26 protein-coding genes are annotated in these 24188 nt (G+C 63.5%); 5 read left to right on the top strand and 21 right to left on the bottom strand.

What is annotated here, in order from left to right; all coding sequences use genetic code 11:
* Nucleotides 1-23: 23 nt before the first annotated feature.
* From HMPREF3145_RS02685 to hemL, 8 genes are read right to left on the bottom strand one after another with little or no spacing between them, the layout of a single operon-like run.
* Nucleotides 24-272: a helix-turn-helix domain-containing protein gene (locus tag HMPREF3145_RS02685; protein ID WP_070421722.1), complete on the bottom strand. Its 249-nt coding sequence runs from the start codon at nt 270-272 to the stop codon at nt 24-26.
* Nucleotides 269-1267, bottom strand: a complete 999-nt coding sequence (galE, locus tag HMPREF3145_RS02680; RefSeq protein WP_070421721.1) for a UDP-glucose 4-epimerase GalE — start codon at nt 1265-1267, stop codon at nt 269-271. Before galE ends, HMPREF3145_RS02685 begins: the two co-directional genes overlap by 4 nt.
* Complete coding sequence (gene ccsB / locus HMPREF3145_RS02675) at nt 1267-2277, bottom strand: c-type cytochrome biogenesis protein CcsB (protein ID WP_070421720.1); 1011 nt, start codon at nt 2275-2277, stop codon at nt 1267-1269. The genes galE and ccsB overlap by 1 nt, the downstream gene beginning before the upstream one ends.
* Before the next feature lie 26 nt (nt 2278-2303).
* Nucleotides 2304-3965, bottom strand: coding sequence for a cytochrome c biogenesis protein ResB (locus tag HMPREF3145_RS02670; protein WP_070421719.1), 1662 nt, complete (start codon nt 3963-3965; stop codon nt 2304-2306).
* A complete protein-coding gene (locus HMPREF3145_RS02665) occupies nt 3966-4739 on the bottom strand; it encodes a cytochrome c biogenesis CcdA family protein (protein ID WP_070421718.1) in 774 nt (257 codons plus the stop codon).
* Nucleotides 4740-5327 (bottom strand): TlpA family protein disulfide reductase, encoded by a 588-nt coding sequence (locus HMPREF3145_RS02660; protein WP_070421717.1) that lies wholly within the window; start codon nt 5325-5327, stop codon nt 4740-4742.
* 9 nt (nt 5328-5336) lie between these two features.
* Nucleotides 5337-5966 carry a histidine phosphatase family protein gene (locus HMPREF3145_RS02655; RefSeq protein ID WP_246817477.1) on the bottom strand — a complete coding sequence of 210 codons (630 nt, stop codon included), beginning with the start codon at nt 5964-5966 and terminating at the stop codon, nt 5337-5339.
* The gene (gene hemL / locus HMPREF3145_RS02650) at nt 5963-7285 is read right to left on the bottom strand and encodes a glutamate-1-semialdehyde 2,1-aminomutase (RefSeq protein WP_070421716.1); all 1323 of its coding nucleotides are present in this window, start codon (nt 7283-7285) and stop codon (nt 5963-5965) included. Before hemL ends, HMPREF3145_RS02655 begins: the two co-directional genes overlap by 4 nt.
* A gap of 20 nt (nt 7286-7305) precedes the next feature.
* Between hemL and HMPREF3145_RS02645 the strand changes: the two genes are divergently transcribed.
* Nucleotides 7306-8142, top strand: coding sequence for an NAD(P)-dependent oxidoreductase (locus HMPREF3145_RS02645; protein ID WP_070421715.1), 837 nt, complete (start codon nt 7306-7308; stop codon nt 8140-8142).
* Between the two features lie 227 nt (nt 8143-8369).
* Here the strand turns inward: HMPREF3145_RS02645 and HMPREF3145_RS02640 are convergent, their stop codons facing one another.
* Complete coding sequence (locus HMPREF3145_RS02640) at nt 8370-9188, bottom strand: DedA family protein (RefSeq protein ID WP_070421714.1); 819 nt, start codon at nt 9186-9188, stop codon at nt 8370-8372.
* 100 nt (nt 9189-9288) lie between these two features.
* Here HMPREF3145_RS02640 and HMPREF3145_RS02635 point away from each other — a divergent pair, with 100 nt between their 5' ends.
* Both HMPREF3145_RS02635 and HMPREF3145_RS02630 read left to right on the top strand, forming a co-directional pair.
* Nucleotides 9289-9603 carry a FitA-like ribbon-helix-helix domain-containing protein gene (locus tag HMPREF3145_RS02635; RefSeq protein WP_092101334.1) on the top strand — a complete coding sequence of 105 codons (315 nt, stop codon included), beginning with the start codon at nt 9289-9291 and terminating at the stop codon, nt 9601-9603.
* On the top strand, nt 9600-10022 hold the full coding sequence (locus HMPREF3145_RS02630; RefSeq protein ID WP_070421713.1) for a type II toxin-antitoxin system VapC family toxin: 423 nt from the start codon (nt 9600-9602) through the stop codon (nt 10020-10022). Before HMPREF3145_RS02635 ends, HMPREF3145_RS02630 begins: the two co-directional genes overlap by 4 nt.
* On the opposite strand, the gene HMPREF3145_RS02625 is transcribed toward HMPREF3145_RS02630, so the two are convergent.
* The 10 genes from HMPREF3145_RS02625 to HMPREF3145_RS02580 form a co-directional block, all read right to left on the bottom strand.
* A complete protein-coding gene (locus HMPREF3145_RS02625) occupies nt 10019-11419 on the bottom strand; it encodes a protoporphyrinogen oxidase (protein WP_070421712.1) in 1401 nt (466 codons plus the stop codon). The genes HMPREF3145_RS02630 and HMPREF3145_RS02625 overlap by 4 nt on opposite strands.
* Complete coding sequence (hemE, locus tag HMPREF3145_RS02620; RefSeq protein WP_070421711.1) at nt 11419-12468, bottom strand: uroporphyrinogen decarboxylase; 1050 nt, start codon at nt 12466-12468, stop codon at nt 11419-11421. Before hemE ends, HMPREF3145_RS02625 begins: the two co-directional genes overlap by 1 nt.
* Before the next feature lie 26 nt (nt 12469-12494).
* Nucleotides 12495-15020: a heavy metal translocating P-type ATPase gene (locus tag HMPREF3145_RS02615; protein WP_070421710.1), complete on the bottom strand. Its 2526-nt coding sequence runs from the start codon at nt 15018-15020 to the stop codon at nt 12495-12497.
* Nucleotides 15021-15542 (bottom strand): hypothetical protein, encoded by a 522-nt coding sequence (locus HMPREF3145_RS02610; RefSeq protein ID WP_070421709.1) that lies wholly within the window; start codon nt 15540-15542, stop codon nt 15021-15023. It lies immediately after the preceding gene.
* A 7-nt stretch (nt 15543-15549) separates the two neighbouring features.
* Complete coding sequence (locus HMPREF3145_RS02605) at nt 15550-16164, bottom strand: hypothetical protein (RefSeq protein ID WP_070421708.1); 615 nt, start codon at nt 16162-16164, stop codon at nt 15550-15552.
* Complete coding sequence (hemB, locus tag HMPREF3145_RS02600) at nt 16157-17158, bottom strand: porphobilinogen synthase (protein ID WP_371325692.1); 1002 nt, start codon at nt 17156-17158, stop codon at nt 16157-16159. Before hemB ends, HMPREF3145_RS02605 begins: the two co-directional genes overlap by 8 nt.
* A gap of 42 nt (nt 17159-17200) precedes the next feature.
* Nucleotides 17201-18901: a bifunctional uroporphyrinogen-III C-methyltransferase/uroporphyrinogen-III synthase gene (locus HMPREF3145_RS02595; protein WP_070421706.1), complete on the bottom strand. Its 1701-nt coding sequence runs from the start codon at nt 18899-18901 to the stop codon at nt 17201-17203.
* 132 nt (nt 18902-19033) lie between these two features.
* The gene (hemC, locus tag HMPREF3145_RS02590) at nt 19034-19915 is read right to left on the bottom strand and encodes a hydroxymethylbilane synthase (protein WP_070421705.1); all 882 of its coding nucleotides are present in this window, start codon (nt 19913-19915) and stop codon (nt 19034-19036) included.
* Nucleotides 19916-21241 carry a glutamyl-tRNA reductase gene (locus tag HMPREF3145_RS02585; protein ID WP_083279353.1) on the bottom strand — a complete coding sequence of 442 codons (1326 nt, stop codon included), beginning with the start codon at nt 21239-21241 and terminating at the stop codon, nt 19916-19918.
* Nucleotides 21242-21286: 45 nt separating this feature from the next.
* Nucleotides 21287-21523 (bottom strand): glutaredoxin family protein, encoded by a 237-nt coding sequence (locus tag HMPREF3145_RS02580; RefSeq protein WP_070421703.1) that lies wholly within the window; start codon nt 21521-21523, stop codon nt 21287-21289.
* An 85-nt stretch (nt 21524-21608) separates the two neighbouring features.
* Between HMPREF3145_RS02580 and HMPREF3145_RS02575 the strand changes: the two genes are divergently transcribed.
* Both HMPREF3145_RS02575 and HMPREF3145_RS02570 read left to right on the top strand, forming a co-directional pair.
* Nucleotides 21609-22643, top strand: coding sequence for an HAD family hydrolase (locus HMPREF3145_RS02575; RefSeq protein ID WP_070421702.1), 1035 nt, complete (start codon nt 21609-21611; stop codon nt 22641-22643).
* Nucleotides 22636-23142, top strand: coding sequence for a GNAT family N-acetyltransferase (locus tag HMPREF3145_RS02570; protein ID WP_070421701.1), 507 nt, complete (start codon nt 22636-22638; stop codon nt 23140-23142). Before HMPREF3145_RS02575 ends, HMPREF3145_RS02570 begins: the two co-directional genes overlap by 8 nt.
* A gap of 35 nt (nt 23143-23177) precedes the next feature.
* Here HMPREF3145_RS02570 and HMPREF3145_RS02565 read toward each other — a convergent pair whose 3' ends face one another.
* Nucleotides 23178-23639: an ASCH domain-containing protein gene (locus HMPREF3145_RS02565; protein ID WP_070421700.1), complete on the bottom strand. Its 462-nt coding sequence runs from the start codon at nt 23637-23639 to the stop codon at nt 23178-23180.
* Nucleotides 23640-23930: 291 nt separating this feature from the next.
* The coding region (locus tag HMPREF3145_RS11780; RefSeq protein WP_371325691.1) for a hypothetical protein at nt 23931-24188 on the bottom strand (258 nt) is incomplete at its 5' end.

Raw genomic sequence — 24188 nt, 5'->3', positions numbered from 1 at the left:
CTGACAGATTCCGGCGGAAAGTGTCAGTCCGACTCCGCCAGGACAACCTTCAGGCCCAGGGTGTGGGCCACCGAGATGACCTTCTCCCACCGAACGCCGGCGCCGCCGTGCTCGATGGTGTGCAGGGTGGAGCGGGACACGCCGGCGGCGTCGGCGACGTCCTGCTGCAAACGCCCCGAAGCGCGACGCCGGGAGGCGATTTGCTCGCCGAGGGCGATAAGCACCGGATCGTCGCTGGCGGGTTTACCCTGCTTGTTGCGGGGTTTGGTCATCGGTTGGCCTCTTGTTCCAGAACGGCGGGGAGTTTCTCAGACCAGGCCAGGGAGTCGCGCACCCCGTCGGCGATGGAGCGTTCGGGGATCCAGCCCAACACGTCGTGGGCTTTGTCGGTGCGGGTAGCGCAGCCGACTACGTCGCCGGGGCGGGCCGGGCCGGTGGCCACGGACAGTGGGGTGCCGGTGGCCTCACCGAAGGCCTCGGCGAGTTCGAAGACGGTGGTGCCCTGTCCGGTGCCGAGGTTTATGACGTCGTAGCCGGTGGAGATGTCGTCGAAACGCTGCAGGCAGGCGACGTGGGCGCGGGCGAGGTCCCAAACGTGGATGTAGTCGCGCAGGCCGGAGCCGTCGCGGGTCGGCCAATCAACGCCGGTGACGGTGAAGGTCTCGCCGGCGTGGTAGGCGGAGATCATCTTGCCCAACGCATGGGACGGGACCGGGTTCTGCAGGCCTGTGCGCAGGGCCGGGTCGGCGCCGATGGGGTTGAAGTAGCGCAGGGCGATGGCGTTGAGGTGGCCGGTGGCGGTGTCGTCGCGAAGCACTCGCTCCAACAACCACTTCGACGCGGAGTAGGGGCTTTGCGGGTCTACAGGGCTGGTTTCGTCGACCATGTAGTCGGGGCCCGGCTCGTACATGGACGCGGTGGACGACAGGATGAAGCGGCGCACGCCGAAACGCTCCATGACGGACAGCAGCGTGATGGATTTGGCCACGTTGTTGTCGTAGTACAACAGGGGGCGCTCGACGGACTCGGGGACGACGATCTTGGCGGCGCAGTGGATCACCGCGAAGATATCGGGATGGTCCGTGAACACGCGCTCCAGCAAGACAACATCAGCGACGTCGCCTTCGTAGCAGGCGAAGCGCTCGCCGAAGGTGCGCAGGCCGGTGGAGAAGTCGTCCAGAATTACCGGCGTGATGCCGGCATCATCGCAGCACGACGCAATGGTGGAGCCGATGTAACCGGCACCGCCGGTGATCAGCACCTTCACTAGTTCAGCCCTGCGTAGGAGTGCAGACCCGCGATCACGGTGTTGACGTAGGTCATGTTAAAGATTGTCATCGCCATGGCGAACACATTAATCCACGCCGCTGCGGTGGACTTCCAGCCGGCGGTAGCGCGGGCGTGGAGGTAGGCGGCATAGAGGATCCAGGTGATCATGGACACGGTTTCCTTCGCGTCCCAACCCCAGAAGCGGCCCCAGGCGACCTCGGCCCAGATGGCGCCGAAGACGATGCCGATGCCGAACAGTGGCAGGGTGACCACGGCGGTCTTGTAGGCGATTTGGTCGAGCGTCTTCGCGGACGGCAGCGGGCGCGCAATGGCGCCGAAGAAGCCGTGCTCCCCGCCGCGGGGCTGCCACATGCGCAGCAGGTACAGCAGGGCGAACGCGCCGGAGACCAGGCCGATGGATGCGCCGATCGCCGCGGAGGACACGTGGACCGGCAGCCAGTAGGACTGCAGCGCCGGCACCACCGGGGCGGCCTGCATGTGGAACACCGTGGAGTTGAGGAACATCGCGATGACCATTGGGAACAGCAGCCACGGCCAGATGGTGTGCCAGCCCTTGCGCTGAATCACCACGGCGGCGACCACCATGATCACAGCGGTCATGAACAGGATGTACTCGTACAGGTTGCCCAGCGGGAACCGCTTCGCGCCAAGACCACGGGTGATAAACGCCACCACGTGCAGCGCCACACCTACCCAGACCAGCGCCTGGGTCATGCCGGCCCACTTGCGGGCGCTGGCCACCTTGGCGGTGTATTCCGAGTCGTCGAACGGCGATTGCGTATCGACGACATCCGGCCCGCCAGCTCCCACCAGCACCTTCTTCTCAGCCTTCTCGGCCTTCTCTGCCAAAGCCTCGCGGCGGACGTCGATGACTGCCGTGACGCGTCCGTAGTAGATGAAGGACATGATCAGCGCCACGATGTAGATGATGAATGCGGTGCGGAATGTCAGGTCGGACAGTTCCGCCATGGTGGTGTTGACAAGCATAGGTCTTAACCTACTCCACCAGGCACCTATTTTCCAAGGTCATAGGGGTCAAATTCTTCTTCGTCTTCGCGACGTTCGAGGTGTGAATCGTCGCTAAGAAGCTCTGCGGCGAGCTCGTCGAACTCGCGTCCCCACCCCGCGCGGTCCGTGCGGGCGAGGCCGGCGATTTCCACGGCGGTGTGGCCCGGGGTGTCGGACGGGCGCAGGCGGATCCAGATGCGGCGGCGTTTAATCGCTAGCGAGCCGGCGAGTGCAAGCAGCATGACGGTGGAGGCGATCAGTGCCCAGATCTGGGTGGTGTCGCGCGAGATTTGGTAGTTGGCGTATTCGGCGGCGCCGTCGAAACGCACCTTCACCTCGCCGCCGTCGGTGTTCACGGTGGCTTCCGAACCGGGGGTCAACTGGACGCGGGTGACTTTCTGTAGCAAGCCCTCGGCGACGAGCGCCTGGTCAAGTGTGAAAATGTTTTGCGGGCGGCCGGTGTCCAGACCGGCGTCGCCGACGTAAACGTCGACGGAGATCGCCGGGTCATCCATCGTGGGAAACGCGGACTGCAACTGGTCACCGTTCGGGCCGGTCCAGTTGGCGGTGGGCGCGAAGTTGCCCTCGATGGCGATCTGGTTCTTGCGGCGCTCCCCCAGGTCCGGGTACATGCCGGCGGGCGGGTCGAAACGCATCACGCCGGACGACAGGAACGTGGTCACGTCCGTGGGGCGGAACTGCACCATCTGGGTGCGGGTTTCCCCATTGGGCCAGGTGATGGTGATCTGCGGGGCGAAGCCGTGGCCTTGCAGGTAGATGCGGTCGCCGTTGATGCGCAGCGGGCCGTTGACGGTCAGGGTGGCGCGATCCCATTCGTCCTGCGGCGCGTTGAGGTCGTCGGTGTAGGTCACGTCCGAGGAGAACTCGTTGGCTTGGCCGTTGTTGAGGTATTTCGCCTTGAAGTCTTGTGATTCGAAGCAGAAGGGGGTCAGGCCGGTGCCGTCGAAAAATGGCCCGGCGCGGAACACGTCGAAGTTGGCGGGCGAGGTGTTGCAGAACACGCGGGGCTGTTCGACGGGGATGGCGTTTTCGTGCTCGGAGTTGGTGATCACGATGGCCTGGCCCTCGTAAAACACCATGCGGCCTGCGGCGAAGGCGACGATCATGCCGACGATGCCGATGTGGAAAATCAGGTTCATCAACTCGCGCGTGTAGCCGCGTTCCGCCGAGATGGAGAACACGCCCGCGCGGTCTTCGTCGGGTTGGTATTCGGCGACGTGCCAGCGTTTGAGCTTGTCGCGCACTTGCTTTGCGACGACCGCCTCGTCCCCCTCAACCACACCCTCCGTATGCATTGGCATGCGGGAGAGGTAGCGCGGGGCGCGGGTCGGCTTGGCGTTGTAGGCCCGCCAGTGGTCCATGGAGCGCGGGATGATGCAGCCGATCAGGGAGATGACCAGCAACAGCACGATGGAAACAAACCAGGTGGAGTTGAAGACGTCGAAGAGCTGCAGGCGGTCGTAGATGGGCCCCATGGTGGGGTTGGCGCGCAGGTAGTCGTCGACAAGCGTTGCGCTGACTTGGCGCTGCGGCAGCAGAGCACCCGGCACGGACGCGAGCGCGAGGATGAACAGCAGCATAAGCGCGGTGCGCATGCTGGTGAGCCAGTGCCACGCCTTGCGCAGCCAGGTTTGTGCCGTCTTCATTTAGATGATCGTCCCTCCGAAACCGTCGACGAGTTGGCGCGACCAGCCGATGAACGCGTCCCATGCGCCGGTGAGCAGCATAAGCCCGACGAGGATCATGGCGATGCCGCCTGCGATCTGGATGGCGCGCGAATGCTTGCTTAGAAAGTCGATGGAGCGCACAGCTTTCGACGACCCCAACGCCACCAGCAGAAATGGCAGGCCTAGGCCGATGCAATACGCGACGACAAGCAGCACGCCGCGGGCTGCGGTAAGCCCCTGGGTGCCAACCGACACCGAGATGATCGACGCCAACGTCGGCCCCAAACACGGCGTCCACCCCAGCGCGAACACACCGCCGAGCAGCGGCGCGCCGAGGATCGTGGTCCACTTTTTGGGCTGCATGCGGGTGTCGTTTTGCAGCGCCGGCACCGCACCCATGAACACCAGCCCCATGAGGATGGTGACCACCCCGCCGATGCGGGTGAGCGTCTGGGCGTTGAGCGCGATCGCGCTGACCGCGCCGAACACCGTGACCGTGGCCAGCAGGAACACAACCGTGAACCCGGCAACGAACAACGTAGCCGCACCGGCGACCGCCCAGTGTTTGCGGGCCACGCGCGGGCCTTTGTCGTCCATGGTCATCTCGCCGCCGACCACGCCGGTCAGATACGAGATGTAACCCGGCACCAGCGGGATCACGCACGGGGATGCGAACGACACCAACCCGGCCAGCGCGGCAGCAAGCAGGCCGAACAGCAGCGGGCCGTCGGTGACGATGTCGGCAAGGCCCACCTAGGCCTCCTCAGCCAAACGGTCAACAACCTCGATGATGTCATCCGCAGTCACCCCGCGCAGGAACACCGCGGCCGGACGGTGTTGCTTGTCCAGCACGATCGTGGTCGGGATCACCGAGGACGGCACGCCACCGAGCGAGGCGGCGGTCTTAAACGGCGGGTCGTAGATGGACGGGTAGGTCACGCCGTTGTCTTTGACGAAGTCCCGGGCAATTTCCGCATTGGAGTCGCGCACGTTAATCCCCAACACGGTGCCCTGCCCGTTGGCCTGCAAGTGTTCGTGGATCTCTTCCAGGTCATCCACCTCTGCACGGCACGGCGCGCACCACTGACCCCAGGCGTTAAGCACCACGATCTGATTTTCAAAGTCAGACAGTGCGATCGTCTGATCCGGCTCCATGAGGGACTCGCCCTCAAAACCGGCAAGGGGCTTGCGCTCTGCTTCGTCGTAGGTGATCTCCGTCTGGCCACCCGGGGAGTGGAACGAGAACGTTCCGCCCTGGTCCGCCGACGAGCTCGAGCAGGCCGAAAGCGCCAGCGCCGCCGCGCAGCAGGCAGTGGCGATAAGCTTCCGCTTCTTCGTCATGGTGTGTACCTAGATCTCCTGGGCTGGGGTGTTGTATGCCCAGTCAACAACACGGCCGCCTTCAAACACAAGTGACGTCACGCTGGCCAGGTCGCACTGGCGGCTCATGTGCGCGAGCGGCTTGCCCTGCACCTGGCGCTGCACCATGACAATTGGCAGCTGGTGGCTGACCATGACCGCCTCGTGGCCGTCGGCGATGTCGCGGGCGTCGATCACGGCGTCCCACATGCGTTCCAGGATGGCGTCGTAGGCCTCGCCCCAGCTCGGTTTGAACGGGTTGGTCAGATGCCGCCAGCGGATCGGGTTGGCCAACTGGGTGCGCCAGCCCTTGGTACGTAGGCCCTCGAAGGTGTTGCCGGCCTCGAGGATATCCTCGCGCGTCTGGATCTCGCAGCCGGTCACCTCCGCGATCGGTTGCGCCGTTTCTTGCGCGCGCTCGAGCGGGCTCGCCGCCAGGTACGTCACGTCGCGGCCCTCGAAGAACTTCGAGGTGACCAGCGCCATGGACTTGCCTCGCGACGACAAGTGGTAGCCCGGCATCCGCCCGTAGAGGATCTTCTTCGGGTTGTAGACCTCCCCGTGGCGTACCAGGTGCACAATCGTCCGGGACTGCCCGCCCGGGTTCAACGCGTCGCTCACTCCGGCGCCACCGCCTGGGCAGCGGCCTTCGCGGCCACCGCAAGGGCGTCTTCGATGCGGCCGAAGTCCTCGTCGGTCAGCGCGGTGGAGACGAACCAGGTCTCGAACGCGCTCGGCGGTGCGTACACGCCAGCGTCCAGCAGGGCGTGGAAGAACGGTGCGTAACGGAACGTGTCCGCTGCCTGCATGTCGGCGAAGTTGCGGCCCTCGCCCTCAGCAAAACGCACGGACAGCATGGTCGCGGCGCGCTGGATGTGGTGGGCGACGCCTTCACGGATGAGGGCGTCGTGAAGCAGCTGCGCGAGCGTATCCGCGTTGCGGTTCAGCGTCGGGTAAATGTTCTCGTTGGCCAGACGCAGCGATGCCAGGCCGGACGCCATGGCAACCGGGTTACCGGACAGGGTGCCTGCCTGGTAGACGGGGCCGTTCGGCGCGAGCTTTTCCATAATGTCGCGGCGACCACCGAACGCGGCTGCCGGCAGGCCGCCGGAGATGACCTTGCCAAAGGTGGTCAGGTCGCCGGCGACGTTGTCCACGCCGTACCAACCGGAGTAGGAGGTGCGGAAGCCGGTCATCACTTCGTCGAGAATGAGCAGCGCGCCGTTAAGGTGTGCGACCTCCTTGAGCTTCGCGTTGAAGTCGTTCTGTGGCGCGACGGTGCCCATGTTGCCGGCGGCGGCCTCGGTGATGATCGCCGCGATCTGCCCCTCGTTCTCACGGAAGGCGCGCTCGACGGCTTCGATGTCGTTGTACGGCACGACGATGGTGTCCGCCGCCTGTGCACCGGTTACACCCGGCGAGTCCGGCAGGGAGAACGTCGCAATGCCGGAGCCCGCCGACGCCAGCAGTGCGTCGACGTGGCCGTGGTAGCAGCCCTCGAACTTCAAAATCTTCGGCCGTCCGGTGAAGCCACGAGCGAGACGCACGGCAGACATGGTGGCCTCGGTGCCGGAGTTGACCATGCGCACCTCATCCACGGACGTGCGGGCCACGATGTGCTCGGCGATTTCCACCTCAGCCTCCGTCGGCGCACCGAAGCTTAAGCCGTTGACCAGGGCCTTCTCTACCGCCTCGATGATTTCCGGGTGGGCGTTGCCGTGCACCATCGGACCCCAGGAGCAGACGAGGTCGACGTACTTGTTGCCGTCGACGTCGATAAGTTGCGAGCCGTGCGCACTCTGGATGAAGCGAGTCTGGCCGCCAACCGAGCCAAACCCGCGCACAGGCGAGTTCACCCCGCCCGGTGTGAAACGTTGCGCGCGCTCGAACAATTCTGCCGAACGCTGCGTATTGCCTGAAGTCGGGTTCTGGGAAGTCATGGTTGTCTATCGTAGGCCATATGAATATTGCGTTTTTAGGCCTTGGCCGTATGGGAACTGAGCTCGCGCTCAAACTTGTCGACGACCACTCGCTGACCGTGTGGAACCGCACCGCCGAAAAGACCACTCCCCTGGTCGAACGTGGCGCGCGTGCCGCCGAGACGCCGGAGGAGGCCGTCAAGGGCGCGGACCTTGTCATTACGTCGTTGTTCGGCCCGGACACCGTCCGTGAGGTTGTCATCGAACCGTCCCTCATCCCCGAGGGCGTGACCTGGGCCGACTCCACCACGATCTCCCCGGAGGACGCCGCTGAGTTCGCCGCTGCCGTCCCCGGCTACGTCCACACCCCGGTAGTCGGCTCGCTGCCGCCCGCCCGCGCAGGCAAGTTGGGCGTCTACGTCGGCGGAGCCGATGCTTCTCGACGATCCACCGTCGCCGACGTCGTCGCCCCCTGGGCCGCCGCCAACCCGGAGCGTTTGAAGGTTGTCGATTCGGCCCCAGCCGCCGCCACCGGCAAGCTCTTGGCCAACCTGGCCCTGGCCGTCACCATCCAGGGCTTCAAGGAGGCGTTGGCTTTGGGCGAGTCACAGGGTCTCGCGCCGGAGCAGGTCGTGGACATGCTCGGCTCGACCGGCCTGGAGTTCATCGTGAACATGAAGAGCCCGTTCCTGCTGGGTGAGCGCTCCACCTCGCCCGGCGACTTCACCGCCGACGCCATTGCCAAGGACGCCCGCCTCATGCTGGCCACCGCCGACAAGGACCTGCCGGCCGTCGCCGCGGCACTCGCATCCCTGGAGGAGCAGCAGGAAGCCGGCCGCGGCGACGAGGACTTCTCCACCGTCGTGGTCAACCGGTAGGGGTTCACCTGCTCTCCGTCGCCCTCGCCCCTGCCCTTGCCCCGCCTCTGTCCTTGCTCCGCCCCTCGCCCCTGCCCTTTAAGTGAAGAAAGTTCCCGCTCAGGGAACTTTCTTCACCCCGACAGGCAAGAAGATTCACTTTCCCCAGGGAAGACGGCAACCAGAACGAAAATAGTTCCACGCCCCAATCGGGAGCGTGGAACTATTTTGCGTGGCGACCATTTTCGCTACTTGCCTGCCTCGAGCTCGTTGCCCACGGCCTCGACGGCGCGCCCTTTCTTCTTCGACTGGTTGCGGAAGATACCGAAAAACACCACGACCAACAGCGCAATTGCAACCCAGTTGGCTACCTTGGCGTACTGATCCAGGACCTCCACGACCGGCTCACCGATCCACCAGCCCAGTCCAAGGTAGAGGAACGACCAGAGGGTTTTGGAGATGAAGTTCAGCACCATGAACTTCCACAACGGCATGCCCGAAATACCCATGAACACGAACACCACAAATGCGATCGGCAACGGAATGGGCACGTACGCCAGGAAGATGCCGATCCAGCCGAGTTTGATCGCCCACCCTTCCACGCGTGCGATGTTCTTCGCCGCACGTTTGGAGTTCGCCGCCTGCACCTCCAGGATGCCGCGACCCCAGAGTTTGCCGGCCCACCAGTAGATCCAGTCGAACTTGATATTCACCAAGGACCCGATGAGCAGGTAGATCAGCCAGTGGGGCGCCTCCCCCACCGCGGCGAGCGCACCGGTGGAGGCGGCGCCGACGCGCGAGCCGGTCAGTGCCAGCAGGACCGGTGGGTGCAGCCCGAGCAGCCATGCACGCAGCGGGATCATCGCCAGGCCGAAGATACCGACGAAGCCAAACCAGGCAAGGCACCAGTAGTCGGCTTTGGTGGGTTTGCCGTTCCAGGGCAGGCCTTCTTCTTCCCACCATTCCTTCTCGGCGGGTTCGGTGGGTGCCGCGGCATCAGCAGCGCCGGCAGCTTCGGCGGCTTCGGCAAATTCGGCGGTGTCGCGCTCGTTGGCGTGTTGTTCCATAGGTGATCAACCTAGCGGAGAACCCACATTTGCCCCTAGCCACACATCGCCCATCGGTGCTAGCATTTTGACAGCATAATTTGGATCGTAAGGAGGCAGCATGGGCGCTATCCAAAAAAGCAAAGCGACGCGCATCACGCGTCGGGCTGAGACCACGGTCGCTGAAAAGCCAGAGAAGACCGTAACGTTGACTATCCGTGGCGTCGACGAGAGAGTGCGCCACAAGATCAAACTTCAGGCCAGTATGAATGGACGGTCTATGGAGGCAGAGGTACGTCATATTCTGGAAGAAGCAGTCCGACCTGTAAAGGCTGGCTTGGAGCTTTTCGAGCTCTCCCAAGAGGTGGGAGGTATGGATGACCTCGCCGGTGTTATGGATGAAGCGGTCACCGCCCGTCGCGGTGGTCAGTCATGATCATCCTTGATACGAACGTTGTTTCAGAGCTTTGCCGGAAGGCTCCGCACGAAAACGTCAAACGATGGGCAGCCACCACAGACCCGAAGCAGTGCATTACTTCCATTACAGTCGGCGAGATTGTCCGAGGCGTTCGGAGTTTGCCGTCAGGTGCCCGACGGAACGAAATTCAGCACGTTGTCTTCTGGCAATTGTCTAATTTCGAGCAGCGCAACGGTGTCCTTGCTTTTGATACAGACGCTGCCTGGGCATTCGGCGAAATCGTCGTGGAGCGAAAAAGGATGGGGCGCCCGATCCACGACGCTGATGCGATGATCGCCGCGATTTGTCGCGCCCACGATGCCCCGCTTGCCACCCGCAACCTCAAGGATTTTGAGGGCACGGGTGTGGAGGTCATCGACCCCTGGGAGGATGCCTAAAGCAGTTGCTTGGCGACGACACGCGCGTCCGCCACAACCGCCGGCACCCCCACGCCGCTCGCCCAGGCGCCGGTGACGGAGATGCCGTCAACCTTGTCGATGATGCTTCGGACGTTGGCCACGGTGGCGAGGTGGTGTTCGTCGAAACGCGGCAAGCCCCCGAACCAGCGGTGGACGAAGATCTCTTCCAAGCCGGCTTCGCGGCCGTCGAAGCCGGTGATGGTTTTCAGGTCGTCGAGTGCCCAGTCCACCAGGTCGTCTTCGGTGGCGGTCAGGGCGATGTTGTCGCCGAAGCGGCCGAAGCTTGCGCGCACGATGGCGCCGCCACGTTCGGCGAGGTGCGGCCATTTACGCGAGGAGAAGGTGAACGCCTTTGCCTTCACGTCGTCGGCACCGGTGGCAACGAGCACGCCCGAGTTCTGCGGCAGGCCCTCGTCGGTGGCAAACCGCATGCCGACGACTGCCGAGTTGGCCAACTTCACCAACTGGAGCTCCTGTGCCGCCTCTGGGACGACTTCCTTGAGCAGCAGCGCTGCGGTTGGTGCGGGTACGGCGAGGATGATGTGGTCGTAGATGGTGTCCTCGCCGCCCTTGAGGCGGAAACCGTTGCCTTCGCGGCGAATCTCCGAGATGAACGCGTCGATGTAGATGTCCGCCCCAGACTGCTCTGCGAGGGCTTCGTAGAGTTCGTGGTAGCCGTCGCGGAACGTGTTAAAGACCGCCCCCTGGCCGGTTGGCAGCTCCGCGCGGGAGCGCTCCAGGTTGGCCACGGCGGTGGACAGGTGCACCTTGCCGTCGCCGGCTTCAGCGAGGCGGTCGAGCTCTTCTGCCAGTTGCGGGATGGTGGCGCGAACGCCCAGGTCATCGGCGGTACAGGAGTAGACCCCACCAAGCAGAGACGACAGGATGACGTCGACGACTTCGTCGCCGTAGCGCTCGCGCACGAGTTTGCCGACGTTCATGTCGCCGTCGGTGTCCCAGGTGAAGCCTTCGCGGTTGGCTTCGTCGTCGATACGCGCTGCGGTTTCGGCGCTGACCAAGTGCGCAACCGTTTCGGAGGTAGACGGGATACCCATCACGCCACCGGTAGGCAGACCGCGGGCCTCGCCATTGGACCAGATCAGGGAGCGCAACCCGGACGGCTCGACGAGCGAATCACCAAGACCCAACTCGGTGAAGAACTCGACGGCATCCTTGCGGCGTGCGAGGAATGCCTCGGCGCCCATATCGGTCGGGCCGGCTTCGAACGCGACGGTGTAGAGCTTGCCGCCGATGCGGTCAGTGGCTTCGTAGACGTCGATTTTCGCCTCGTCCGTGTCCTCGTTCGAGCTGAGTTTACGAAGCTCGTAGGCGGCAGTCAGGCCCGCAAGGCCTGCTCCGATAATGGCGATGTTCATTAATTCTCCTCGTGGATGATGCGCACTGCCTCAGTGATGGCGTCCGCATCGGTGGTCGGCAGTACGCCGTGGCCCAGGTTGAAGATGTGTCCGGTGGCGTCGCCAGCTTCGACTGCCCGGGCGGCCTCACCCTTGATGCGGGTAATCTCCTCGCGCACCACGTCGGTGCCGGCGAACAGCAACGCCGGATCCAGGTTGCCCTGCAGCACGCGCGGGGAGGCGAAACGCTTCGCGGCGGTGTCCAGCGGCACGCGCCAGTCCACACCCATCACCTCGCTGCCTGCCTCAGACATGGCGCCGAGCAGCTCGCCGGTGGCCACACCGAAGTGGATGCGCGGGATCTCTCCCGCCACTGAATCCAGGATTTCAACCGAGTACGGCAGGACAAACTCGCGGTAGTCGGCTTCGGTAAGGAAGCCTGCCCAGGAGTCGAAGAGTTGCATCGCGTCGATGCCGGCCTCAACCTGCGTGCGGAGGAACTCGGTGATCGTTGGCACGAGGCGGCGCATGAGCGCGTGCCAGGTTTCCGGATCGCCGTGCATCATCGCCTTGGTCTTCTCGTGGTTCTTGCTCGGCCCGCCTTCGATGAGGTAGCTGGCCAGAGTAAACGGCGCGCCTACGAAGCCGATGAGTGCCTGGGTGTCGCTCAGTTCGTCGAGAATAATGCGGATCCCCTCGGCGACTTCCTCCACGGTGTGGTCCAGGATCGGCAGGTTGTCTACGTCCGCACGGGAGCGAATCGGAGCGTCCAGCACCGGGCCCGTACCCGGCACGATCTCCACCCCAACACCCGCTGCCTTCAGCGGCACCACAATGTCAGAGAACAAGATCGCCGCGTCCATGTCGTGGCGGCGCACCGGCTGCAGCGTGATCTCCGCGAGCAGTTCCGGCATGAAGCACGAATCCAGCATTGCAATGCCTTCTCGCACCTTGCGGTACTCCGGCAAGGAACGGCCGGCTTGGCGCATGAACCACACCGGGGTGCGGGACGGAGTGCGGCCGTAGGCGGCCTCAAGGAACGGAGCGTTAACAAGGTCGCGTCTAGTCATAGTGCCTTAGCCTACCTGCGAAAAGCCTAGATCTTGAACCGGCGTGCCCGGCGCGACTTCGCCTCGATGAACAGGGAGCTGCCCAGCATGAGCAGTGTCGCACCGACGGGCGGTAGGGCTCCGGCGGCGGCGAGGACGACTGCGGTGGCGTTGTACGCAACGGCGAAGGCGAGGTTGCTGTTGGCGATGCGTTTAACGCGTTGGGCGTGCTCGATGAGTTGGGGCACGGACATGACGTCTTCGCGGATGAGGACGACTTCGGCGTCGTCGCTCCAGCGTGGCTCTTTGGTGCCGGCGAGGTCGTCTTCGGCGAAGAGGATGCCGGAGTCGGCGACGCGCAGGGTGGGCAGGACGGAGGCGTCGCCAACCATGGCAACGTTGGAACCTTGTGTGTGCAGTGCACGCACAGCATGGGGTTTGTCCAGTCCGTGAATGCCGGCAAGCACTTGGGAGATGCCGAGGAAGTCAGCGAACCGGCGCGCCACCGGGTAGGTGTCGCGGGTGAGCATGACGGTTTCCACGCCCATGGATTCCAGGCGGTCGATGGCCTGGATGGCGTCGTCTTTAGCGGGGTCGTATAGCGTGATCACACCGCGGTCACGTCCACCCCACCGCACGACGACGGGTGTGCCGCCAGTCGTGGCGGCGACGGAGAGTTTGCCGTGGAGTTGCGACAGGTTCGTCGGGCGCCACAGCGATGCCGCAAACGTTTCGGAGCGTGCGTTTTCACCAGTGCCCCACGTTGCGGTAATTGGTCCACCGAACTCGCCGTCGGGTGAGAAGGTGTCACCGTTGGCTTCGATCCAGTCTGGGATGCGTGGGTCGCCGGAGCGGGCGTCGCGTGCTCCTCGTGCTGCTTTCACGATTGCTTTGGAGGCCGGGTGGTCCGAGTCGGCAGACAGGACGCCGGCGATGCGCAGCACCAGTTCAGTGCTTTCGCCACGTACTGCGGTGACGGTTTCCACATGCATTTCCGGTTTGACCAGGGTGCCCACACGGTTGAAGACGACCATGTCGGTGTCGGCCAGGGTGCGAAGCGCGTTGCCGTCGCGCACAAGCATGCCGTGGCGCACGGCGGAGTCGAGGCCTTGGCGCATGGCGAGTGCAGGTGAGATGGCCAAACTCACGGGTGCGACGACGACCAGGATGGCCAGCGACGTCGCAGCGGCCGTGTTGATGTTGCCGTTAAACAGCAGCCAGAGTCCGAAGTTGAGCACCGCGATGACATAGGCGGTTGGGATCAGCAGGCCCGCGGAGCGAGTCGAGACCATGGTGGCTGCGTTTTGGTGACGTGAGGCGTCGTCAAGCCAGCGCTGCACCGCCGCAAGCAGTGTGGTGTGGCCGACGCGCGCGGCGCGGACTTTGATCTCGCCCGAGGCGAGCACCGAGCCGGCGGTGACGATCGAGCCGACTTTGAGGATTTGGTCGCGGTGCGTATCGACGAGCTCCCCACCAATCCGGCCGGAACCACCAACCACTTCCCCATCGACTGGGATGATGTGGCCTGCGGTGAGCGTGACGTCGTCGCCACGCCTGATCTCTGTTGCAGGCAACTCTTCGGGGCTGGGTGTGCCGCGTTTGTCGCGGTGATCCACGTTGTAGACGTCCTCAGCACCTGGTCTGCGTGATTCGAGCTCCTCGCGCAGGTCTGTGCGAACCTGCATGGAGAAGTACCTGCCGAACAGCAACAACGTGGTAACAGTGCAGGACACCTCGAAGTACAGCTCTGGGCTGTCTGACATGCGCAGCGGCATCCAGCTGCCGGTGGTGGTGTAGCCGATGTCGCCGACGCTGGTAAACAGCAGCATGGCGAACGACCACACGTAGGACGCCAAAATGGCAATCGAACTGGCACCGTCTAGCGCCGAGATGCCCCGGCGCACACCACCTGCCATGGCGCGGTGGAACGGGGATGCGCACCACAGGGCCACCGGAGTTGCTAGCGCGAAGCACACCCACTGCCAGCCCGGAAAATCCAGGGACGGGATGTAGGTGAGTAGCAGCACCGGGATGGTCAGCAGCACCGCCACCACAAGGCGCGTCGGTGTGACTAGGTCGCGGGCGGTAAACAGCACGTCGCCTTCACGCCGGGAGCGCCGCGACACCGGACGCACAAACCCTTGCGCACGGGCGATCAGGTTCGCCTCTTCGTTGCGACGATGCTTCGCCCGGCGCGGCATCGGGTGTTCCTGCCAGTAGCGGCCGTGTGCGCGACGCTGCAGGGTCGAGTCGGTCACGGTTGCGGTGACGCCGAAGCTTTCGATGGTGTCGGTGAGCTCCACAAGCGGCGTACTTGCCGGTGCGGTGACCCACGCCATCTTCGTCGGGTACACCAAGCGCGCCGACACACCTGGCAGCGCCTCAAGTGCTTCGGCGATGTCGGTCAGTTGGGGCCCGTCCTCAATGCCCTCCAGCTCGAAGGCGTAGGAGGCGTTGGGGCGGACAAGTTCCCCGTCCAGGTCCCACGTCGCAGTGCCTGGGTCAATGCCTGCTTGGCGTGCGGCGTGGCGGGCTTCCTCGATGCAATTGTCTAGGTGTTCGTGGTTGCTCACTTACGCAACTCCCCTCCACAGGTCGCCACTTCGCGTATCGACGAACACATTCGCCGCCGGCCGGAACATCCCAAACAGGGCTGCGACAAGCAGGACAACCACCACGATGGAGGCCCAGCCAGCCACGCCGATGAAGAAGCCGGCAACGTTGAGGAACACAGTTGCCCCAATGCCTGCGGCTGCAATCCTTCGCGCAGTCTTCGCCCCTTTATGGAAGTAGGCCGAACTCATCGACAGCAGGATGGCCAAGGCGATGTTGCCCCACGCCAAGATGCGCAGATTGAACCGGAAACGTTCGATCAATGCTTCGTCGGCACCTTCGATCATCCAGGTATCCGGCAGCCGGTCAGGCACGCCCTTGGCCAGGGTCATCAGCCCGATGACGATCATCAACACCGCACTGGCAACCACCAGGTAGTAGGCGGTACGTAGCGGTCGGGGCCACTGCTCAGTGGCCTCGCCGCTGTACCTACGGTTCTTGTCATTCGGGTCTGAGACCATCGTGGGGAACATGCCTGCCATTGGGGACCTACTGTTCCTTCTCTGTCTTGGCTGCGTCTTTCTTCGACCCATCCTTCTTGGGCGCTACCCAGTTCACGGCGTCTTTGTCCGTGGAGTAGATGATGCCCAGAATGCCGGCCACACCCAGAATGATTTGGACGACACCGTCGATGCCGTAGAGCACCACCGGTATGGCGGTGGAGGCGGGCTGCATCATGAACAGCGTGATCATGCGGAGGGCGAAGAACACCCCGAAGATCTGCAGCAGCCGGTACGCGTTGCCAGCCTGGGAGCTTTTGTTCCGCACGGCGCGCAGCGCGAACACGAACAACAGCAGCACACCCAACTGGATGAGTGTCATGAGGATCAGGGATCCGTAGACGCCCATGTTGATTAGGCCGTCCGAGATTTCCTCGCCACGCTGCTTAGCTTGTTGCTTGGCGGCGTCCCGCAGCGCGGACGGGTCGACGAACGCGAATACGACGGAGAGAATCTGGTGGATTAACTCGCCTGCGATCATCACTGCCCAGCACCGCAGCATCAACTGCACGGCCTCCGGCGGGCCGCCCGGCGTCTTCTTGTCCACGGCGCTGGCGTCGACGTGGCTGGGGCTCTTCGGGTTGAGTGGCGGGAGGCTAACCATTGAGCTGCTTTGCTGCTTCGATGGCGTAGTAGGTCAGAATCTGGTCCGCACCAGCGCGTTTAATGGATACCAGCGACTCCATCATGGTCTCTTCGAAGTCGATCCAACCGTTCACGCCTGCTGCCTTGAGCATCGCGTACTCGCCGGAGACCTGGTAGGCCGCCACCGGCACTGGTGACATTTCTGCCACCTTGGCCAGCACGTCAAGGTACGGCAAGGCCGGCTTGACCATGACAATGTCTGCGCCTTCGGCGATGTCCAGTTCGGTCTCCAAAAGGGATTCACGCACGTTTGCGGGATCCTGTTGGTAGGTGCGGCGATCGCCCTTCAGCGACGAGCCGACAGCATCGCGGAACGGACCAAAGAACTTGGAGGCATACTTCGCGGAGTACGCCATGATGATGACGTCCTCAAAGCCCTCGCGGTCGAGTGCCTTACGGATCTCGCCGATCTGGCCGTCCATCATGCCGGACGGGCTGACCATGTGTGCGCCAGCGCGCGCCTGGGACAGGGCGAGGTCGCAGTAGATTTCAACCGTCTTGTCGTTGTCCACGATCTCGTTGCCGTGTGCATCGGTACGCAGCACACCACAGTGGCCGTGATCGGTGAACTCATCAAGGCACGTATCGGAGATGATGACCAGGTCGTCGCCGAATTCGTCGCGAAGCGCCTTGATCCCGCGGTTCAAAATGCCATCTTCCGCGACACCGATGGAGCCTGTGGCGTCCTTATCCGCTTCAAGCGGCACACCAAACAGGTCGATCGCCCGCACACCAGCTTCAAGCGCCTCGTGGCAAATTGCCTTCAGGGAATCCTCGGTGTGCTGGTACACCCCCGGCATGGAGGCAATCTCGCGCGGCGCATCAAGGCCGTCTGCGATAAACAGCGGGAGGATGAAGTCGGCCGGGTGCAGCCTCGTCTCCGCCGTCAGGGTGCGCAATGCGGGGTTCTGCCGCAAGCGCCGTGGTCGTCGGGTGAGCTCAAAATCTGCCATGCGCCACATCTTAGAACGTCACCCGACACGACCCCAGCCGTGCTAGTTGCTCGCTGCCGACTTCCGGCGCTTCTTGCGCGGCGGCGGCAACTGCCCAGCCGCACGCAGACCAGCAACGTGCTCTGCCAAGGCGTCAATGAGCGACGGGATATCGGCGACCTCCGGGACGACGTCCACACGCAAGCCCTGCTCGCGGGCTTCCGCCTCCGTCACCGGGCCGATGCAGGCGATGATGGTGCGCGCGTGCGGCTTGCCGGCAATACCCACAAGGTTCTTCACCGTCGACGGGGAGGTGAAGCACACGGCGTCGAACCCGCCGGTCTTGATCATGTCGCGCGTCTCCGGCGGTGGCGGAGCAGCACGCACGGTGCGGTAGGCGACAACGTCGTCGACCTCCCACCCCTTGGCCTCCAGGCCATCGACCAGGACGTCGGAGCCCAGGTCCGCGCGCGGCAGCAGCACACGGCCAACCGGGTCGATATCCTCGACATACTCCGGGAAGATCTCCGCCAGACCAGCAGCGTTCTGCTTTGTACGGTGCGGGATCAGCTCCGGGTACATGCCACGGGCACGCAGCGCATCAGCGGTCTTCTGCCCCACCGCACCCAGGTGCACGCCGGCAAACGAGCGGGCGTCCAGGCCAAGCTCCTCGAACTTGTCCCACACCGCATCAACGGCATTAACAGAGGTAAACAGCACCCAGCGGTAGCGTCCCTCCACAATGCCCTTGATCGCGCGGTCCATCTGTGCCGGGTTGCGCGGTGGCTCGAGCGAAATCGTCGGCACCGACTGCGGGATCGCACCGTACTGCGTCAGGCGGGCGTTCATCGGGCCAGCCTGTTCCTTGGCGCGCGGCACAAGCACTCGCCAGCCATACAACGGCCGGTTTTCCCACCAGGAGTACTTCGAGCGGTCGTCCGCAACAGTGCCAAGCGTAACGACGAGCGCACCCGACAGATCCGCATCCAACTTGCCCACCGTCTGCAACGTGGCATCAAACGTGCGCTGCAGACGCGTCGTTCCGTTCGTCGTAATCGTCACCGGAGTGGCGCCTTGGAAACCGCGCTCCATAAGCGCTTCTGCCATCTCTGCGAGGTGCTCCTGGGTGGCCTGGAACACCAACGGTTGCGGCGCAGACGCCAACTGATCCCAGTCCACCGGACCGTTGGTCAGGTCAGCCTCGGTATAGGTCGAGCCCAGCGCAATACCAGCGAAGGACGGCACCGTCGACGGCAAGGACATGCCCGGCACCACGTGGAACTCCAGGCCAGCGTCTGCAACGGCGGAGATCTCCTCCATCACAGCATCACGGGTCAGCGGGTTGCCGGCGACCAGACGGATCACGTCACCATCGCCTGCCTCGCCGTCCTCGATGGACTTCGCTGCCGCGTCGAGCGCCTCGCGCAGCTTCGGCATAATGCCCTCACCTGCCAGCTCATGCTCAGAAATTTCCGCCGCGGTTGGGTCTTCCGGCTTCGGCGGTTTACGGCGCGCACCCGCTGCTTTCGCGTCGGCGCACATCTGCTCGTAGACGGCTTTCGCCTCGTCGAGCTTGGCCTGTGGCACTGGCAATGCTGAGCCAACGAAGTTTCTGACCCCCGCCGACACTTCCGGATCGACGAGTGCGATAGCGTTAGCTTCCATCACCTCGCGGGCACGGACCGTGAGCAGTTCAGGGTTGCCCGGTCCGGCACCCACGAAGATCACCTTCCCCGGCTGGGGGGTGTGAGAGGGCAATGTCATAGAGGAATCTCTTCTAGGCACAAATAACATCCCCCACGCAGACGGATCCACTTAAGCGACCCGTTGCGCGGAGGGGTGTGAACGTATGGTATTTACACCATAAAAGGGATATGCCCCAGAACAAAACCACCGCTACTTCATAACGTCAGCGGCACCGCGTTCAAGCAACGCCTCAGCAGCGCGTCGACCGATCTCCTCCGGGTCCGTACCCTGGACATCTTCCACCAGCGAACGGGACCCATCCAGCGCAAACACGCCGGCACGCAGCTCGATGCCGTTCTCCGTCGCACGCGCGGTTGCCGCCACCGGCGCGGTGCAGCCGGCCTCGAGTACGGCAAGTACGGTGCGCTCGGCGCGGGCCTCGGCGGTTGCGGTGTCGTCGATAAGTTTCGCAATTGCTTCGCGGCCAGCCGTATCGTCGACACGGCACTCGACCGCAAGTGCACCCTGAGCCGGCGCTGGGATGAACTCGTGCGGGTCGAAGATCTGGGTCGCCCGGTCGCCGTAGCCACCACGCACCAAGCCTGCGTACGCGAGCATGATCGCGTCCAACTCGCCAGATTCGACGTAGCCCATACGACGCTCAATGTTGCCGCGCAGCGGACGAATGTCCAGGTCCGGACGCATCGCGCGCAGCTGGGAAATACGACGGGGGGCCGACGTACCCACGCGGGCGCCTTCCGGCAGCTCCGCCAGCGTCAGTCCATCGCGGGCGATGAGCGCCTCGCGGTTGTCCTCACGCTTGGGCACGATGAGATAGGAACGCGGCTCGTACGCCGTGGGCAAGTCCTTAAACGAGTGGACGGCAACGTCCACCTCGCCATTAAACAGCGCGTCGCGCAGCGCGGAAGTGAACACACCGACGCCAATTCGCTCCACCGGCGCCTGCGACAGGTCGCCCGGGGTGACCACGATCTTCAACTCAGCCGGGTGGCCAACCGCGCCAAGGTCGTCGCGGACATGGCCCGCCTGTGTCGTCGCCAAGTGCGAACCACGAGTACCAATCTTCAACATTTACTTCTCCTTACCGCGCAGTTCCTCAGGCAGCGGGAGACGCTGCGCCTCCACCGACACCGCCGGCTGATCCAGCCCGAACAGTTCGGTCACTACCTCTTCCACACTCACTGTCTCCTGCGCCGCCGCAAGTTCCTTAATCTTCACCGTCGGCGCGTGCAGCAGCTTGTCCACGACCCTACGGACCGTGCGCTCAACCTGCTCAAAATCTTCCTCAGACATTTCCGGAAGCCGGGTGCGAAGTTTCTGCAGCTCCTGGCCAGAGATCTCCGCAGCGTTTCTGCGAAGCCTCGTCACCGCCGGGGCCACCCCACGCACCCGCTGCTCGGAGGAAAACAGTTTTACTTCCTCGTCGATAATCGCCTCTGCCTCGCGCAACGCACAGGAATCCTCGTTGGTCGTGTTACGCATCTGCTCGTGCAGGTATTCAATGTTGACCAGGTGCACGCCGTCGATGTCAGTGACCGCGTCGTCGATATCGCGCGGCAACGACAGGTCCGCCAGCATCACCGGACCCGCAATGTCCTCCGGCGTAATGGTGAAGCCGTCAGCCGCCGTCGCGGACACCACAATGTCCACCCCACCCATCGCGTGCGAGCGGTCTTCAAAATCCACAACCTCCGCCGGCACGCCCGCCTCGCGGGAATGTCCAGCAAGGCGCTCGGCGCGGTCGCGCGTGCGGTTGGCAATCACCAACCCGTCAATGCCGCGCTTGCCCAGGTGCGTCGCCGCCAGCGAACTCATCGCGCCAGCCCCCAACACCAGAGCTTTCTTCCCCTTGAAGTCTTCAATCCCCATCAGCCCCATCGCCTCATCCAAGGCGGCGGTAACCATGGACGCGCCCGAGTCGTCGATAGTGGTCTCAGTGTGCACACGCTTGCCGGTATGCAGCGCCATCTGCGCCAACGAATGCAGATTCGGCCCCACCGTGCCACGCTCCGCCGCATCCACATACGCCGTACGCACCTGGCCGATGATCTGCTGCTCCCCCACAACCATCGAATCCAACCCCGACGCCACAGTAAACATGTGCTCCGCAGCAGCATCCGCGTACCGCACGTACAGGTAGCGACGCAGCTCCTCGATGCCCACCCCAGACACCTTCGTCAGCACCGTCAACACGTCCTCCACACCAGCGTGGAACGCGTTGGCCACCGCATACACCTCGAGACGGTTGCAGGTGGAGATAATCATCGCCTCGGACAACGAAGGCCGCTCAACAAGAGCCGCGGACGTCCCCTCCTGCAGCTCCGTATCCATGCTGAGACGTTCTAGTAGGGACACAGGTGCAGACCTATGCGACATCCCCACGACAAGAACACTCACAAAACCCTCCAGTCCGCGTTGGAAATCAAACTAAAGGATAGCCCCTTACGCGAGGAGCGCCGCCTCAAGGTCTGCGTTGTCCACTTCCCAGCAGGCAAGCTCCTCGCCGTCAATGACGACAACCGGCACGCGATCGCCGTATTCGGCAGCGTTGTCGGGGTCCAGGTCGACGTCGACAAGCATTAGCTCCGCGCCACACTTCTCCACTACCGGAGCAATCTGCGCCGCCACCCGCTCGCACGAACCGCACGTGGACCGCACCATCAACTCCACCGTCTTCATCCGAACTCCTCTACATCGTGTCTGCGGCGCTCGCCGTTGTACGATTGCTCACGCTAACACCGCCACCGAAAGAGTCACGATCGCCATGTCAGAACAGCGGGAATTCCTCGCACAATGGTCAGTCTCTCAAGGAAACCTCCGCCGCTTCCTTGAGGACCTTGCACTGCCCCCGCTTGACGACGACGCCCAGCGCACCGCCGGCCAAGCCGCCGCCGCTGCCGCCGTTGAAGAAACCTTTGGCATCAACATCCAAGACTTCGCCCTCGGCGTCGACTCTGTCGGCGGCGCCTTCAAAACCGCGGGCCGCCAAAAAATCACCCAGCCGGACCCCGAAATTCCCCAGGACCTCGAGGCGGCGGCATTCTTCGACATCGACAACACCCTCATCCAGGGCTCGTCGCTAATCCTGCTCGCCCAAGGCCTGTTCAAGAAACGCTTCATCACCTTGCGCGAACTCGCCCCGGCCCTGTGGAAGCAGATCCGCTTCCGTGTCTCCGGATCCGAAAACGCCGACGACATCGCCGAAGGTCGCGAGCAGGCCCTTGCCGTGGTCAAAGGCAAACGTGTCGACGAGCTCAAGGAGGCCTGCCAGGAGATCGTCGACAAGCAGATGCTGAACAAGTCCTACTCGGACGTCATCGAACTGGCCTCCATGCACATCGCCGCCGGCCAGCAAGTCTGGCTCGTCTCCGCCACCCCGGTCCAGATCGGCCAGGCCCTGGCGGAGACCCTCGGGTTCACCGGCGCTTTGGGCACCGTCGCGGAAGAAGAGGACGGCAAGTTCACCGGCCGACTCGTCGGCGACATCCTCCACGGCCCCGGCAAGAAACACGCCGTGGCCGCGCTGGCCGCGCTGCAGCAACTCGACCTGAAGCAGTGCACCGCCTACTCCGACAGCATCAACGACCTGCCAATGCTGGAGATGGTCGGCTCCCCCGTTGCCGTCAATCCGGACCGCGCGCTGCGTCGCCACGCAAAAGCCCAAGGCTGGGCCGTCCGCGACTACCGCTCCGTTCGCCGCGCCGTGCGCCTGTCCGCCCTGCCAGTATTGGGCGCTGCGGGAGCGTTCTCGCTGTGGCGCCTGTGGAACAAGCGGCAGGAAAGGACTCACCATGCCTGATGCGTTTGCCCTGCGCACCCCGCGGCTTGAGTTGTCGGTGCCGACAGATGCGGATATCGACGCCATCTTTGCCATCCACTCAGATCCCCGCACGTACGAGCATCGCCCCGAGCTGACAATGAAGACCCGCGATGAGGCTGTCGAGCTTGCGCGCTCGTGGCAGAACAATTGGGCTGAGCAGCAGTTGGGCTACTACACGGTACGCACCCTCGACGGCGCGACCATCGGCTTTACCGGGGTACGGCACAGCGAGGAAGCCGGCGAAGAAGTCCTGAACCTCTACTACCGTTTCGCACCAGAATCGCAAGGCCAGGGCTACGCCAAAGAAGCCGCGGCTGCCGCGATTGCCAGCGTCCGCGAGCGCTTCCCGTCGCTCCCCGTCATCGCCATCATCGACCCTGTGAATGAGGCATCGATTGGCCTAGCTTTGAGGCTCGGACTTGCGTATGTTCCCGGAGCGGGCGTCCCCGGCGACTACGAGGTGTACCGGCTTTCCTAGCTGGGAAAGCCGGCGTTGGTTCGGGCTGTGTGGCCTCAGCCGCGCCACGGCTCCAATGCCCTGATCGGGTACCGCTCATCAACGGTAAAGCGTTGGCACACCACCTGCGTGTCGTCGTCAATATCAAGTGCTCCGATGTACTCCACAAACTCTGGCGAGCGCCAATACTGCTCATGCCCAATGCGCCATTCGTTTGCGTCGGCGTAGCCCTCCCCCTCGGCGATGGCATGCTCGTCGCTCACGTCCGCCAACCGGTAAATCTGAACCTCAGTCGTGCGGATGACGCACACCACGTTGTCATGTGAGTCAAGGACGGCCTCGAGGGCACCCACTTCCTCATGCGGCTGATAGTCGTTGGGGTATTCAGCCAGCAAGGATGCTGTCGCAGTTTTCGTGCCGTCCAGGATGGCGTTGACAAGAGCGTCACGGAGCGGGCCTGGAAAGGCGAACTCGCCACGAGGCAACTCCGAAATGGGCTCTAAAGCATCCCGATTCATACGTTCATATTAGGCAGCGAGACTCACCGTCCTTGGTATCGCACTGTTATGCCTCGTAGTTTTGGGTTCCCGCAATCCTGGACAGTCGTTTTCCGCTGGTCGTCTAGCTCTGTGTTTGTGGAACCAGACGATGAGCTCCGTATTGACCATGGTGTTCGTTATCACCTGGGGGTTTGTGAAGGCGGTTTCGAGACCGTCTAGCTAGGTTTGCGGAGGTGCTAGACGATCAGGTGTAGAAACGAAAAGAGTGTGCCCTCATTGGGGCACACTCTTTGTAGTTTGGGTGTTTGGTTAGAGCATCATGTTGGCGAAGCCGATGCCGATTCCGACGATGGCCAGCAGTGCGACGATCGGGGCGATGATAGCGACGATGTTGACGTCTGCTCCTGCAGGCTTGTTGTTGTCTGCCTGCTTCATGGCGTTGTCCACCTTGGCCGGTGCGTCCTGCACGTCCTGCTCAGCGTCAGCCTTGTCAGCGTCCTGGTTGTCAGCCTCAGCTTGCTCCTCGGCCTTCTCGTCAGCCTTGTCATTAGCCTTGGCCGGGGCTTC

This window comes from Corynebacterium sp. HMSC05C01 (genome assembly GCF_001807155.1).
Classification (GTDB): Bacteria; Actinomycetota; Actinomycetes; order Mycobacteriales; family Mycobacteriaceae; genus Corynebacterium; species Corynebacterium coyleae.
Note: the sequence above shows the minus strand (reverse complement) of the source record. Positions and strands in the feature narration are given on the sequence as shown.